General features: G+C 67.4%; 14 protein-coding genes and 1 pseudogene. 6 read left to right on the plus strand and 9 right to left on the minus strand.

Translation table 11 applies throughout. The annotated features are described in order from the left end of the window. Positions 1–227: 227 nt before the first annotated feature. Positions 228–404, minus strand: coding sequence for a hypothetical protein (locus AC6CKD_RS36645; protein ID WP_498333570.1), 177 nt, complete (start codon positions 402–404; stop codon positions 228–230). A gap of 2,128 nt (positions 405–2,532) precedes the next feature. Between AC6CKD_RS36645 and AC6CKD_RS36650 the strand changes: the two genes are divergently transcribed. Next, positions 2,533–2,730, plus strand: a complete 198-nt coding sequence (locus tag AC6CKD_RS36650; protein WP_498333572.1) for a hypothetical protein — start codon at positions 2,533–2,535, stop codon at positions 2,728–2,730. A 180-nt stretch (positions 2,731–2,910) separates the two neighbouring features. Further along, the gene (gene tpg, locus AC6CKD_RS36655; protein ID WP_498333574.1) at positions 2,911–3,471 is read left to right on the plus strand and encodes a telomere-protecting terminal protein Tpg; all 561 of its coding nucleotides are present in this window, start codon (positions 2,911–2,913) and stop codon (positions 3,469–3,471) included. A 40-nt stretch (positions 3,472–3,511) separates the two neighbouring features. On the opposite strand, the gene AC6CKD_RS36660 is transcribed toward tpg, so the two are convergent. Then, entirely contained in the window at positions 3,512–3,775 is a 264-nt protein-coding gene (locus AC6CKD_RS36660; RefSeq protein ID WP_498333576.1) for a hypothetical protein, read from the minus strand. Positions 3,776–4,578: 803 nt separating this feature from the next. On the opposite strand from AC6CKD_RS36660, the gene AC6CKD_RS36665 reads away from it, so the two are divergent. From AC6CKD_RS36665 to AC6CKD_RS36675, 3 genes are all read left to right on the plus strand, one after another. Further along, positions 4,579–5,688, plus strand: coding sequence for a DUF6192 family protein (locus AC6CKD_RS36665; RefSeq protein ID WP_498333577.1), 1,110 nt, complete (start codon positions 4,579–4,581; stop codon positions 5,686–5,688). A gap of 2 nt (positions 5,689–5,690) precedes the next feature. Next, complete coding sequence (locus AC6CKD_RS36670) at positions 5,691–6,110, plus strand: RacP protein (RefSeq protein WP_498333579.1); 420 nt, start codon at positions 5,691–5,693, stop codon at positions 6,108–6,110. Positions 6,111–6,182: 72 nt separating this feature from the next. Continuing rightward, entirely contained in the window at positions 6,183–7,043 is an 861-nt protein-coding gene (locus AC6CKD_RS36675) for an IS5 family transposase (RefSeq protein WP_498333601.1), read from the plus strand. Positions 7,044–7,075: 32 nt separating this feature from the next. On the opposite strand, the gene AC6CKD_RS36680 is transcribed toward AC6CKD_RS36675, so the two are convergent. From AC6CKD_RS36680 to AC6CKD_RS36700, 5 genes and pseudogenes are all read right to left on the minus strand, one after another. Beyond that, a complete protein-coding gene (locus tag AC6CKD_RS36680) occupies positions 7,076–7,804 on the minus strand; it encodes a hypothetical protein (protein WP_498333580.1) in 729 nt (242 codons plus the stop codon). A 159-nt stretch (positions 7,805–7,963) separates the two neighbouring features. Next, entirely contained in the window at positions 7,964–9,562 is a 1,599-nt protein-coding gene (locus AC6CKD_RS36685) for an ISL3 family transposase (RefSeq protein ID WP_498333581.1), read from the minus strand. Positions 9,563–9,631: 69 nt separating this feature from the next. After that, on the minus strand, positions 9,632–10,318 hold the full coding sequence (locus AC6CKD_RS36690) for a hypothetical protein (protein WP_498333583.1): 687 nt from the start codon (positions 10,316–10,318) through the stop codon (positions 9,632–9,634). Between the two features lie 261 nt (positions 10,319–10,579). Then, on the minus strand, positions 10,580–10,759 hold the full coding sequence (locus AC6CKD_RS36695) for a hypothetical protein (RefSeq protein ID WP_498333602.1): 180 nt from the start codon (positions 10,757–10,759) through the stop codon (positions 10,580–10,582). A 43-nt stretch (positions 10,760–10,802) separates the two neighbouring features. Continuing rightward, positions 10,803–11,675: pseudogene (locus AC6CKD_RS36700) on the minus strand (IS3 family transposase); the annotation flags it as partial. Between the two features lie 14 nt (positions 11,676–11,689). Between AC6CKD_RS36700 and AC6CKD_RS36705 the strand changes: the two are divergent. After that, positions 11,690–12,187: a hypothetical protein gene (locus AC6CKD_RS36705; protein WP_498333584.1), complete on the plus strand. Its 498-nt coding sequence runs from the start codon at positions 11,690–11,692 to the stop codon at positions 12,185–12,187. 48 nt (positions 12,188–12,235) lie between these two features. Here AC6CKD_RS36705 and istB read toward each other — a convergent pair whose 3' ends face one another. Continuing rightward, positions 12,236–13,006, minus strand: a complete 771-nt coding sequence (istB, locus tag AC6CKD_RS36710; RefSeq protein ID WP_384731093.1) for an IS21-like element helper ATPase IstB — start codon at positions 13,004–13,006, stop codon at positions 12,236–12,238. After that, entirely contained in the window at positions 13,003–14,394 is a 1,392-nt protein-coding gene (gene istA / locus AC6CKD_RS36715; protein WP_498333586.1) for an IS21 family transposase, read from the minus strand. The genes istB and istA overlap by 4 nt, the downstream gene beginning before the upstream one ends. Positions 14,395–14,500 lie beyond the last annotated feature (106 nt).

A 14,500-nucleotide genomic window follows, 5' to 3' on the forward strand; every position in this document is an offset into this window, starting at 1 on the left:
GGTTTGTCGCGGATCAACGCAGCTGCACAGTGCCTCACGTACCCTGACCTGAAGCACCGTCAAAAACCCCGCTGGCCTGCGGGTTTCACTCGACACTTCAGTGCCGCCGACCACTGACAACACCCGACGCGACCACCCAGAAAATGTCGTCTCCACCAACATTTCTCACCGCGTCGGCCCTGCGGCGTCGGCGAACGGCTGCTCGCCGACGCTGGCGAAAGCCGCCCCTACAGGTAGTGGTCATCTGCCTCGAAGGTCGCGAGGAGCCGAACGGAGGGGGTGCCGGCCTCCGGGGTGTCGCTCACGACGGGCTCGAGCGTGTGCACCAGCGAGATGAGCACGCTGCTGTTGTCGGCTTCGGCCACGGGCCCTGTCGTCGGCTCGAAGCGACCGGCGCGGGTCATCCCGTCGATCACGACGGGCAGTGCTTCGGCTGCCTACGTCGCGGCCTCAACCGGCTCGACGCCCGCTGCCAGAGCCACCTTCGCGATGATCTCCGCTCCAAGTACCTCAGTGAGCCGCTCCGGCGTCACCCCCGCGTTCGCCCCAGTCCCGACCAGGAGTCGACGTGACCCTTCAGTCCCGCGTCGGACAAGACCTTCGCGGCCTTCTCCACCCCGGCCACAGTCAGAGCATCACGCTCAGGAGTGCTCGTCATCACAGATTCCTCACCTCAGGGAGCCAAGAGGCTGCACCGATGCAGCGGCCCGCCCCTACACCGAAACCCGCAGCCTGCCAGAAGCAACCGCCACGATGTGGAAGCTCACGCGGCTCCCCGCACACCAACAGGGGTTCCTTCTTTGCCCCGCAGGGGCGGGCCCCGGCGGGCAGCGCCTCCAAAGGGGCCCGGGAGCAAAGCGACCTGCCCGCAGGGCAGCTCCTTTTGCCCGCCCGTGCCCGAAGGGCACACAGAGCGCGGGCCAGCCCGCAGGCCTATCCGGCCCACCGGCCCGCCTCTCACAGCTCCCACCCCGGGGCCACCCCACCGGTCAGCACAGCGTCCATGTCACCCCACCCGCAACCCGCACTCGCGCACGCCGCCCAGCCACGGCCGCGCAGCGCCACCCCAGCCCCGCACACCGGACACTGATGCTCCGGCGCAGCGTTGACCTGCCACCCGAAGCGCGCCGCGACCTCCGGCACCGAGGACTCCAAACCAGCCCGGGTCACGTTCTCAAGGGTCACGCTGGAGTCCTCGAGCACGGACAGGACACGCACACCGTCAGGGTCACCACGCGCGCCTCGGCCTCGGACAGCGTCAGGCGCTCCAGGACGAGTTCAGCGCCACGGTGCACCGCCTCGAAGGCCCCCTCCAGGCCGTACGCGACCGACGCCACACCAGCAGGACCACAAGCGACCCCACACCAGCCACCGGTCTTCCAACCGCCCACAGTCAGCACACGCGATCAGCTGCCTACAGGCTCGGCGCCCAGCTCACCCACACTTCGGCGTCGCTCTTCAGCAGCAAATCGGCATCACACCTTCAGCAAAGCCACAACCCCGCAGGTCACACGAAGCAGCATCCACTGACATCGAAACGCCGAGGCACTGAAGAACCACCGCCGAATAGCACTGCGCAGTGCTCAACCAACCTGCGCAGCCCAGGGTCAGGGGGCGTGGGCGCTGGCGTCAGAACGGTGGTTCGTCGGAGTAGCCCTGCGTGCGAGCAGGTGCGGGGTTGGTGCTCCCCCACCCGCCGGCAGTTGGCGCGGCACTGCTCGCCCAGGGGTCATCTGCAGGGCGCGGGGCCGGTACTTCGGGGGCCGGCTTTCCCGGCGGGGGTGGCACGGCCTCTTCGGGATCGATCCCGTCGATGGCCTCATTCCAAAGGTGGCGCAGGTACTCCCGGCACGTGGACGGGTCGTGCGGATCGAAACGGTCCTCCGGTTCGGCCCAACGGGGACGGTCGGGGTCCTGTCCTCCCAGCAAGCAGAGCGCGCGCAGGACGGTGTCCACCGTGGCCCACTTGCTGACCACTTCTCCGAGCAGCAGCCGACGAACAGTCTCCCGACTCACCGTCTTCACCTTGCCCAGGCGCCCGGTAGCAGCAGCGATCTCGGCCAGGGTGGGGCGTCCGGCTTCCCTGAAGTGGACTCGAAACTCTGCAACGAAGTCCCGTCCAGGACCGGGAGGCAGTACATCTTTCCCGGGCATGCGCAGCATCTGAGGCACTCCCCAACTCTGCCACGCTCCAATGCCGTTAGACATGGAAAGACACATATTCACACCGCATGACGCCACGCAAAAACACATGACGACCCATAAAGGCGTGGCCAAGCACATTACGACCCAACGATCACACGCTGGAAGCCATTTCTGACTCTGTCTGACCCGAGAAGACCTACTTCAACAACTAGTCGTTTTCGCTGGTCAGAGGCACTTTCGAGGTGCTTTCTTTGATGTCATCCACCCCAAGAGACGTCATTCGTCTCACAGGATGGACAGCGGCGCGGCTGTCCCGGAAACGGCGACGGCCCCCTGGTGCGCAGGGAGCCGTCAACAGAGGACAGTCCCCCAACGAAGGAGAACCACATGTCCACGACCGAGCGTACGGACATAGCCAACGCCGAGGAACCCCCTGGACCAGGCCCCGCGCCCCGAGCCGCCCGATGGCGCGACAAGGTACGCCGGATTCGCAACGAGGCCGGCATCCACCTCGTCAGAGGAGCAGCAGCCGCCTTCGGCGGCACCCTCGTGATCTACGCCAGCACCTGGCTGTCACGCCGCTGACGCAATAGGCCGGGGCGATGATCACGGCCGAACCTCGCCCCGGCCGAGCAGGCATGGACCGGCCAACCTCTCTATCGCATCTCGGCATCCCGTAGCGGAGAGATCGGGATTCCGAGGGCCTGGCTCTCCGGCACGTGAGAGACCTGCTGCAACGACTGGGTCGGCGGGCGGAGGATCAGGTTGATCGGGGCGGAGCTGGAGAAGCTGCTGTACACACGGCCGGTACCAGACACCCTTGAGGAGCAGCTCGCTGCGCTGCTCAAGTGGGCGAAGGGTTCCAAGCAGGTGGTGGCGCGGGAGTTGGGGGTGTCGCGGCGCACGGTTCAGCGATGGACGGCCCGTAGAGCGTTGGCACGGGCCAAGCCCTCCGTCCGGCACGCGGCGGTCATCGAGACACGGGTACGGGCCCGGTGGCAGCCACTGGTGCGGGCGCGCCGGCGGGCCGCCGCGGAGCAGCAGGGGCTGGTGGTGCACACCCGGGCGCGGTTCGGGTTCACGGCCAGTATCGGGAGTACCGACGATCCGCGGCTTCGGCTCGTGACGGCGGTGGTGTCCGGGAAGGTTGCCCGGGAACTGCTCGCTGCCTGGGAGGCCGGTGTCTCGGAGAAGCAGCAGGAGGTGATCTTGGGCCGGGCCCTGGGACACGTCTACTTCCGTCAGACGGGCCGGCGGGCGGACACGCTGAAGGTGAAGTTCAAGGAGGTCGACTTCATCGAGTTCGGGCTCGCGCAGCCGTCGTGACACGAGGGCCGCGCGGCAGAGCGCGAGGCAGGAGGGGCTCTTATCCCAGGGCCTCGCGCTTCTCGGCCCAGTCCCAGACCACCGGGTCACGCTGCGCGCCTGCCCGGTCGGCGCGAGGCTGGGGCGGGCGGATCTTTATGGTCTCGGCCAGGCGCAGCAGGGCCGGCCGGTCAGTGGGCGCGGCCAGCAGGTGGGGCGTGCCGGTCAGGTGGGCGAACTGTGCGGCGGCATGGAGGAAGGGGACGGCCCAGGCCGGCACGGGGTAGATCGCGCAGCCATCGGTGTAGCGGGTGCGGTCGTGCAAGGGTGAGGGTGCTGTCGACGCGGTGGAAGCCGTCGGCTCGGGCTGTGGTGAGCTGTTGGAACGAGGCCCCAGTGGCGACGGCTCCCGCGAGGGCCGCGGCGCGGGCGGGGTGGGCGCTCGCGGCGTGCAGGCGGGCGGCTGTCGGCGACGGGTGAAAAGTGGTTCTGGATCACTTTCCGTGCCAGGGCCACGGAGGGTCACGGAAACCGCGATCATGAACCCTCGTGACCGACGAGCTTCTCCTCCAAGACCTCTGGTTCCACCACGCCGATGAGTACTTGTTTCCGATCCCGTGATTTGGCTGAGCGGACGGCCTAATCTGGTGGGGTGTTGGCTGGCGCTGAACGAGGCAGTGAGCGTCGGTGTCGGGGCTGTGACGAGCCTCTGGCGCCGGGGGCCAGTCCGGGTGCGGTGTTCTGCTCATCGACCTGTCGTTCCAGGTCATGGCGTCGCCACCAGAGGTTGCGAAAGCGTCTGGCAGCAGTGCGGGACGGCGCTGGCGTGACGGAGTGCACCGTCTGCGGAGCCCGGTGGATCGCCGGGTTGGAGCGGCGGTCGAATGCCATGTACTGCTCGGGGCGGTGCAAGGTGAGGGCCTGGAGGGCCCGGAACGAATCGTTCGGCGAACGGTCACAGTAACCGCAGTGCGAACGCCCATCCGGTCACGGTATGCCCAACTCCGTTCAATTCCACGGGATTTGTTGCGATCAGTGGCTTTCCGGTCTGACGCTGTGAGGGCGGCGGACCGCGTTCCGTCACGGTCTTTGGAGCCGTGCCCGGTCCGCTCGGGGTGGTGAAAGCCCATGCCCGAACATCACATCGAGGTCGGAAGCGTCAGCCAACAGCGATACGAGCAGATCGTCGCTGAGCTGCGTGAAGTGGTCGAACAGCAGTCCCGGGGGTCGTTCGTCATCGGGGACCGTTCTCTGGAGATCGAGCCGGTGCGTGAGCGCGGCGGACGGACCGCAGGCGAAAGGATCCCGGTCGTCCGTGACTCACTTACCAGGCTGGCGGAGGACATCGGGTTGTCCTTCAGCGCGGTGTCTGCCGCCAGGTGGACCGCTTCACGGTGGCCGAAGGAGCACCGTCGGTCCGACGTCTCGTTCAAGGTCCACCGCATCCTGGCCCGGATCGAGGACGAGCAAGAGCGGTTCTTGGCGATCTGTAATCCGCCCAAGGGCAAGACCCGCTGGTCCGTTGACGATGCCAGCCGCCGGGTCGGCAATCGGGTGGAGACGCCCATCTCGCCTGAGGAGAAGGTCAGCGCGATCCACGCCTTGGCCCGGGATGAGCAGGTGGCTGCGGCCGTGACCACCGAGCTGCTACGCAGGCCGACCGTGGCTGCTCAGGTCAGCCCCGAGGACAAGCTCCGGGCCGTGGAGGAATTGACCCGCGACGAGGGTGTCGCCGCAGCGGTGACGACCAGCCTCCTGAGGCGGCCGGCGGTCACGGCCCAGGTCAGCCGGGAGGACAAAGTCCGGGTCGTGGAAGAGCTGACCCGCGACGAGTCGGTGGCCACCGAGGTCACCACCGGGCTCCTTCGCCGGCCGGACGTCGCGTTCAAGGCCATGTCCGATGACCGGGCCCGCCACGAGGTCAATCACGCCCAGGTCGAACGGGGCCGCCAGGCCCGCGAGCACTTCGAACGCACCAGCCCCATCGCCCCGGCAGTCCGTCATATCGAGCGGACCATGGAGTTCATGGACCTGGTCACGGCCTGCCACTCCTTCGTCGCAGCGGCCGGCAGGGCGGTTCCGGGCCTGCGGGACCGCCAGCTCGGCGAGGACGAGAAAACGATCGTCCACGAAAACGTCGCCCGCGTCCGCGCGACCCTCGACTGGATCGAGACCGCGGTCGACACCGGCAAGGTCGACGTCGACGGCGAACTCGCCCGTCTCCTGAGCGGCCAGTAACCATGCCCCGCGCCTCCCGGCGCCGGGGCCAGGCCGCCCAGCGGCACGCCGACACACTCCGCTTCATCCTCTTCGAGGCCCGCCCCGCCGGGCTCCTCTTCCACCAGATCGTCGCGGCCAGCGAACTCTCCCCCAGCCAAGTACGGGCAGGACTCGCCACGCTCCGCGACATCATCGCCGCCAACAACTGGCCACCACTGATCTGGACCAGGGCCGACGGCTACCAGCTCGGAGCCGAACGAGCCGCCCTGGAAGCCTACGAACGGACGGTGATCAACGAAAAACTCACCGCGTTCCGCCGGTTCATCACCGGCACCGTCGCACCCCACGCCGCCGCCCACCCGGGCGACAAGTGGGTCAAGCACATCGTCGCCCAGCTCAATTCCATCGAATCCACCCTCGACCTCATCGCAACCGCCTGAAAGATCCCCACGGGGGCGGAACCCGGCTTGGCCGGGTCCCGCCCCCGCTTCGAGTTCACCCGGGACAACCTGATGCGCCATCGCCGCTACCCCTCGGACACCACCGACGCCGAGTGGGCCCTGCTCGAACCCCTCCTGCCCATACCCGCTTGGCAGACTGAGACCGGTGGGGCCCCGGAGAAACACCCCAGACGGGAAATCGTCGACGCCATCCGCTACGTCGTCGACACGGGCTGCAAGTGGAGAGCCCTCCCGGCCGACTACCCGCCATGGCGAACCGTCTGGGGCTTCATGGCGAGGTGGACGGCGGCTGGCGTCATCGGCCAAATTCGCGACCACCTGCGCGGACGCATCCGCCGGGACATGGGCAAGGGCCCCCGAGCCGTCGCCACCGTGATCGACTCCCAGAGCGTCAAGGCCGCCGAGACCGTCGGCAAGGACTCACGCGGCTATGACGCGGCGAAGAAGATCAATGGCCGCAAACGGCACATCGTCGTGGACACGCGGGGGCTCCCGCTGCTCGTCATAGTCACCCCAGCCGACATGACCGACCGCGACGCGGCCAAGGAAGTCCTCTTCCGTCTCCGGCTCATGCACCCCGAGATCACCATCGTCTGGGCCGACTCCGCCTACGCTGGCCAGCTCGTCACCTGGGCCAAGAAGTACCTCCGCCTCACCATCAAGACGGTCAGTCGGCCGAAGGACGCTAGCGGATTCGTCGTTCTCCCGCGCCGTTGGGTCGTCGAGCGAACGCTGGCCTGGCTGATGCACGCGCGGCGGCACGCCCGCGACTACGAACGGCTCGTCCAGCACTCCGAGGCCCTTATCACCTGGGCCGCCATCACCCTCATGACCCGCCGCATCACCCAGAAGGGGAAGAAACCCCTCACGGGCCAGCCACTCGCGGCTCAGTCCCTGGCATCCGCAGCCTGAGCCGGCGTCACCAGCCCGGATCACTTCCACCCTCAACCAGGGGTACTTCTCCTGTCTCTGTGGATCAACCACACCATGACAGGCACCCCAACCAGCGAGGACGGAAGAATCTGAAACGGTGCGGGCAACGCCACCACCCCAATGACCGCCGTAACGACGGCAACAGCCAGTACCGCGATCATCAGACGCGGCTTGCGACGCAGACGGCCCCTCACCTCGCCTACCGTCTCGCCATCGGCACCCGCAGCCATGCCCGATACTTCCACCGTAATCCGACTGCTCGCGAGCGCATTCGCCTCCAGAGAGTCGATCCAGTACTTACGCAGCACAGCCAGTTTCCGCTCGAAGTCGACGGCACCTTCACGGCTGGAGAAGGTGCCGGGTATCGCGACCGACCGACCACGGGCACGACGGGCGCGCAACTCCCACCAGAGCCCCCCACGTGTGTGGTGGCTCTTCTTCTCGATCTCGGTGATCTCACTCCACGGGATCGACCGCCGGCTGACGAACGTACGGAACTCCATCCGCTCAGACGTCAGCAGCGTCCTGCCGTATGCACGGTTGGCCAGATGAAGAACCCCAGCCAGCCAGAACGCGCTGATGACCCCAGCCCACAACAAACGCCCCGCCCCCGAGGATTCTGGTCCTGCCGACAGCCCGATCGCGGCCGCTACGCCTGCCCAGACCAAGGTCAGAAACCCGGTCCACACCCAGGTACTGCGTCGGTTAGAAGCATCCAGGCTGATCCATATCTCTGGCATGCCCAGATGCTATGAACCCCTGTCCGCGTTGCACAGTCCGGATGAAGACTCCCTGTCCGGTTGTCGTGAACGAGTCACAAACAGGTACTGACGTCGTGCTCGACACCATCACCATCCGCGGCGAGCTGGTGACCGTCCAGGCCGCCGCGAGGTCCGGCCTCATGCGGCGTGCAGGACGCGCTTGCGCAGGAGGTCGAAGTTGGCGCGGCCGAACATCTGGCGCTTCAGCATCTTGATCTTGTTGTTGTGGCCTTCGACGGCGCCGGAGCTGTAGCGCAGGCTCAGGCCGGCGACGACGGCGTCGAGGTCCTGTTCCAGGCCGGTAGCGAAGGTCCGCAGGGCCGGGATCGAGTCGGCCTGCACCCGTGCGATCCAGTCCTTGAGCCGGTGTCCGTGGCGGTTGTTCATCAGCTCGGCGAACGCCCTGGTGTGCTCGGCGGTGCGATCGAGATCGGGGCAGCGTGCCAGCAGGTCCTTGAGTCTTTGGGCCTGGTCTTCGTCGAGGTTGTCGGGGTGGCGGGTGATCCAGCTGGTCACGTCCCTGACGGAAGTCTTGCGTCGGGGCGGCGGCTGGTTCGGGAAGGCCTCTCGGAGGCGGTGGACGTACTTGCGGACGATCTGCTCCTGCCCGTCGTAGCCGCGCTCACGGATCTCTTCGAAGAGGCGTCGGGCGACAGTGTGGCCTTCGGTATACCGCCGGTCGATGTAGGGCTTGTAGGGGTCGAGAATGCTGGCCCGTCCGCTCCAACGGCCGACCAAGAGCTCGTCGGGGTGCTTCGCGTGCGCCAGGCGCCGCACGGTGTTGCGGGCCAGACCCAGCCGGCGGGCGATGACACGCAGAGCGATGCCCTCCGCCAAGAGGCCATGAACAGTGGCGTGCTGTTCACGGACGCGATCCGACAAACGCCCCGAGCGCCGCGGCCCGGCAGTGTCCGACGGCAGGACCAGGGCTGGCAACGGGGCCGGCGGGTGGGTCGGAGGCTCGGGCAGCAAGGCACGGTGATGGACGACAGTCTTCTCAACCGCTTCGGCCAGGTTCTTCCAGAGATGCCACCTGTCCGCGACGTGGATCGCGTCGGGGGCGCCGAGCCGTCCGGCCTCGGCATACGTGCCGGAGCGATCCCGGCAGATCACTTCAACGCCGGGGTGATCCGCCAGCCAGCGGGCGACGGTCTCGACCCTGCGGTCAGGCAACAGGTCGACGGGACGGCGAGTCTCGATGTCCACCAAGATCGTGGCGTAGACATGACCCTTGCGCAGAGCGAACTCATCCACTCCCAGCACACGGGGCGTCGGCGACGCGGTCTCGGGCAGGCCTCGTATCAGCCGTAACAACGTGGACCGGCTCACCGGGACGGCAAAAACATCAGCGAGCCGGGAGCCGGCACGACCAGCCAGCATCAGCGCCACCTGCCGCAGAGCCGTGTGCAGTCCCTGGCTCCGCCGCCCATATCGGAAAGTCAGGCCAGGCACTTGCTCGACGAACGTCGCCTTGGAGCAGTCCTGTTGGTGACACCGGAACCGGCGAACCTGTAACTCGATGATCACGCGACGGCGGCCGGCGGCAGTGTCGTCCAGGCGGCGTACGTACCGACTGTGCACCCGTGTCGAGTTGGTTCCGCAGCCCGGACATGGCGCTCGGCCGGACCTCGCGGCGGCCTGGACGGTCACCAGCTCGCCGCGGATGGTGATGGTGTCGAGCACGACGTCATCGGCGTGGTGGAACCAGAGGTCTTGGAGGAGAAGCTCGTCGGCCACGAGGGTTCATGATCGCGGTTTCCGTGACCCTCCGTGGCCCTGGCACGGAAAGTGATCCAGAACCACGATTCACCCGCCGCCGACAGCGGCCAGCTCGACGGACTGGGCCGGGGTCGGCACCAGGGGTGCCGGGCGCTGCAGGTAGACGATCGGGCGCGGGCTACAGGCGGTGGTACAGGCCTGGGGGCTGTCGTAGGAGACCAGGCGGTTCAGGGCCGCCAGGGTGATCCAGCGCCAGGCGGCCAGCGAAGCAGGCGGAATCAGCGGAGCTACGCCCTCTGCAGTGTCGTCGCCCTGGTAGAGGGCCCGGGCCTCGCCAAGCGTATGGGCGGTCGTGTACCCGCGGGCGGGCAGAACGCGTTCGAGAGCCGCAGTCAGGCGAGGACGGTGGACGACGAACGTGAGGTGGACGCCCGTCTGCCGCCCCAGACTCAGGCTGCGTTGCAGTCGGCGCTCGTCGAGGAGATGGGCACGCAGGACGGTCAGGCGGGTGACGGCCAGCGCGGTCGTCCACGCGGCGGTGGCCTCCCACAGCGGCGGGCGGCCCTTCGGGAAACGTCCTGGAATGTGGGCCGGCTTGCCCAGAGCGAGCAGCAGGTCCTGGGCCAGGGCGGTATCGCTGGTCGTGCCCGGGCCAGGGTGGAGGGTAAGCTGGCCAGCCCGCGGGGCGTGCGCGGCCAGGGCGGTGTGGGTGAACGCTGCGTCATCTCTGGCATCGATGACGACAGCCAGCCGCAGCGCGGCGGGTGTGGTCATGCAAGGCGGCTGAAAGCCCAGCGCAACAGGTCGCGGTCCGGGCGGGGGCGGCCGGTGCGTTCCAGGGCGGTGCGCATGTGGGCGGTGAGCTGGGCCCAGGCGCGGAAGTTGCCGTGGGCGGCCTGTTCGTCAGCGAAGGTGATGTCGGCCGGGTCGGCGTCCTCCCAGACGGGGTGGAAGAGCGGGATGACGTCGAGGATCTCTTCGGGGGTGAGGCGGGTGAAGGGCCTTCCCCCATGAAGGTGGGCACGCGGCTATTGATCACGCGGCGAGCGTGAGTTTAGCGGCGTGGTGTCGTCGTTCGTATGCGTCGGGGCTGAGGTGGCCGTTGGTGGAGCGCCGGCGGCGGGTGTTGTAGCGGGTCAGCCAGGCGAAGACCGTGCGTCGGCAGGTGGTGGCGTTGCCGTAGTCGGGGGCGCCTCGGAGGGTCTCGCGTTTCAGGGAGGCGTGGAAGCTTTCGCAGGCGGCGTTGTCGGCTGCTGCCGACCGCGCCCATCGACCGGGTCACCCCGAGCTGGTCGCAGAGGCCGGCGTAGGCCCTGGATCCGTACTGGGCTCCGTGATCGGAGTGGAACAGTGCCCCGTCCAGGGAGCCGCGGGTGCGGGCGGCCATCCGCAGGGCGTCGGCGACGAGGTCGGTGCGCATGTGGTCGGCGATGGACCAGCCGACGATCTTTCGGCTGAAGCAGTCCAGCACGGTCGCGAGATAGAGGAACTTCCCGCCTGCGAGCGGGAGATACGTGATATCGCCCATGAGTTTGCGTCCGGGCTCGCCGGCGGTGAAGTCCCGCTGGAACAGGTCTTCAACCGGTGAGGATGCCGGGTCGGGGACGGTCGTGCGGACGCGTCTGCGCAGGCGGATCCCGATGATGGAGAACGTCCGCATGATCCGGGCGACCCGCTTCTCGTTGACCCGGTGTCCCTTCTCGCGGAGCTCGGCGGTCACCCGCGGGGAGCCGTAGGCGCCGCCGGACTCGCCGTGGACCTGCCGGATCTCCTCGGCCAGGATCCGGTCCTGGCGCTGCCGGGCGGCCTTCGCCTCGGTGCTTGCGAGCCACTTGTAGTAGCTGGAGCGGTTCACGTCCAGGACGTGGCCGAGCCGCTTCACCTCGTAGGTGTCCCGGTGGTCGTCAACGAACTGGAAGCGGCTCATCACCAGTTCGTCTCCCCGGCGAAATACTTGGCCGCCTTGCGCAGGATGTCCCGCTCGGTCGCGAGCTTGTGTCGGCGTACTCGTAGAAGTGCTCAGCCAGGTACGGATGAACGTGCTCACTTCGGCGGCCGTCCAGAAGACGCGGTCTATGCATGCCGCTGACTTTGCAGGCGAGATCCCGTTGTTCGCTGGCCCGGGTCGCATGGATGATCAGGTCCATGCTCATGAGCCGAGGCACGTTCGATGATGTTCCGCTGGCCGCGCTGTTCCCGCAGCTGACACACGCCGACATGGAGGCCATGCGTGTCGTGGCCGACGCTGTCGATGCGGCTCGCGTTAAAGAGGACGTGCATCAGTGGGAATGGGCACCTGGGCATGCCGTGTGTCCTGGTCCGCAGCCCGGTATGGCCGTGGTCCTCATGGCCGACGTCATCATGCATGCGGACGGGGGCGACCAGCTTGAGTTCTGGCTGCAGGTGTTCTGGACGGATCAGGGGCAGATCGCTGTGAACGCGGCGGTGAACGTGGCCTGCTGGTGCGAGACCGACCACGCCACCCATGACATCGACGAACTCACGCTGGTTGTCGACGAGGGGACGTCACTGGCCCAGGCGTTTGCGGCAGGCTCTGAGCGGCTGGTCGGCTGGCTCGTGGATCCGCATGATGCGGACTACTGGCGGAACCGGGCGGCTCTGCCGCCCCGCTGGACGCGTTAGGGACCCAGCGGGTTCAGGGCAGGCTCGGTGAGGAAGTCCTGGTCGTGATCAGGCTGCGTCGGTGTCACGCTCGATGGCTGCGAGTCGGTTCTTGAGTCGGTAGCTGGGGCCGTTGATGGAGATGACGTCGCAGTGGTGGAGGAGGCGGTCGAGGATGGCGGTGGCGAGGACTTCGTCGCCGAACACCTGTCCCCATTCGCTGAAGGTCTTGTTCGAGGTCAGGATGATCGAGCCCTTTTCGTAGCGCTTTGAGATCACCTGGAAGACCAGGTTCGCTTCGGCTCGCTCCAGCGGCTGGTAGCCGACCTCGTCAACGACGAGGACGCCCGGCCGAAGGTAAGTACGGAGCTTGCTGTTGAGCCGGCCAGCGGCCTCGGCGGCCTTCAGCTGGCGGACCATGTCGTCGAGGCTGGTGAAGTAGACGGAGAAGCCGGCGCGGCAGGCTGCGACCGAGAGAGCCACCGCGATGTGTGTCTTTCCGACTCCGGGCGGCCCGAGTAGGGCCGCGTTGGCTTTGGCCTCGACAAAGGCGAGGGTGGCCAGGTCCTTGATCTTGCGGGGGTCGAGTTCGGGCTGGAAGGCGAAGTCGTACTCGTCCAGGGTCTTGTGGTGCGGCAGTTTGGAGAGCCGCAGGCCCTGGCGGAAGCGACGGTCGTCGCGGACGGCGAGTTCTTCGGCCAGGACGAGGTCGAGGAAGTCGAGGTAGCCCAGCTTGGCCTCATCTGCCCGGCTGGCGTACTGATTCAGGCTGTCGGCCAGGTGGGGCAGGCCGAGCTTCGCGGCCGTAGTACGGATACGGGTGCTGACCAGCTCGCTCAACTGGGCTCCTCCGGCGTGGGGTGGGTGAAGGGACGGGTCCCGGTCAGTTCGTCATAGACAGACAGCGGCCTGCGACCGACCTCGACTCGGACGGCCGCGGCCCGGTTCAGGAGAGCCATCAGCGAGCCGGCCTCCTGGCCCAAGGGGTCCTGGTGGCGGGGCCGGGGTGGGACGTCGCCGGTGGTGGTTCGCCGGTTCCGTCCGTCGGGAAGACCGTCCCAGTGCTTCTCGTCGACTACGCAGGCCCCGCGGCCGACGGCCCGCTGGTGGGTGGCCAGCAGGGTCTCCCCGACGGAGTTCGGCATGGTGGCATGCAGGACGATCTGGGACTTAGTGGCCCTGACTTCCACCAGCTGACGCGGGCGGACCTTGCGGGCCGGCACCGAGTAGAGGTTCGCGTCGAAGGCGACCAAGCAGTCCTTGCCGACATAGCGAAGGTGCCGCTGAGTGACGACATAAGGCGTCGCCGGCAGCGGCCGCAAGGCCATGTGGTCGCGGATCGCGCGGTGACCGATGACTTCACCGTGGGTTCCGTGGGACTTGGCTCGGCGCAAGGGAACCCAGGCGTTGAACGCGGAGTCCAGTTCCTCGATCGAGGAGAAAGCCCGTCCGGCCAGGACGTGGTCTCGGACGATCAGGACTTGCCGCTCGACCCGGCCTTTCCCCGTGGGACGGTAGGCGGCCAGGACGTCGATGTCGAAGTCGTAGTGCCCGGCGAACCCGACCGCTTCCGGGTGCAGAGGAACCGCCTCGCCCGGTGCGACGTGCCGGCGGATGACGGTCTTGGTGCGGTCGTAGACGATCGACATCGGCACCCCGCCGAAGTGCGCGAACGCCTGACGATGGCAGTCGAAGAAGGTGGCCAGGTCCTGGCTGGTGGTGAAGCAGCAGAACGGGTCCCGCGAGTAGGACAAGGTCATGTGGAACGAGTAGACCTTCGGGATGCCGACGTGTGCGAGGATCCTGCCCTCGTCTCCCCAGTCGACCTGGGCCTGTGCTCCGGGGACCACTTCGAACCTGCGGTGAAGGCCGGCCAGCTCGCCCGGGCTGATGCCCAATTCCTCCGCGACTCGGGGCCGGGCCTCTTGCATATAGAGCTTCACCCGCTGGTAGTTGCCGGTGAAGCCGTACTCCGCCACCAGCCGCTCGTGGACTACAGCCCCTTTGATCAGGATCTCCGACCGCAGCATCGCGTCGATCAGTGGTGCAACCTCGTCGACCATCCGTCCACGAGCGTGCCCGGTCGATGACCGACGAGGCGGAGAGATCGGGGCCTGGGCGGCCAGGTATTTGCGGACCGTGCGGCGGTTCAGTCCCGTCTCCTTCGCGATCTCGGACAAGCTCATCGCTCCGGACTCGAACAGCCCGCGAAATCGGCGAAGCTCCATCCATCGTTGCGGGTCCAAGACCACGGTGAGCCGCCCTCCGCCACCCCGAACAGGCCAGCAGCAGACTGCCCAGCAGCAACCCTCAGCACGTCAAGAACTGGGCACG

The sequence above is a fragment of the Streptomyces sp. GQ60 genome (assembly GCF_059758875.1).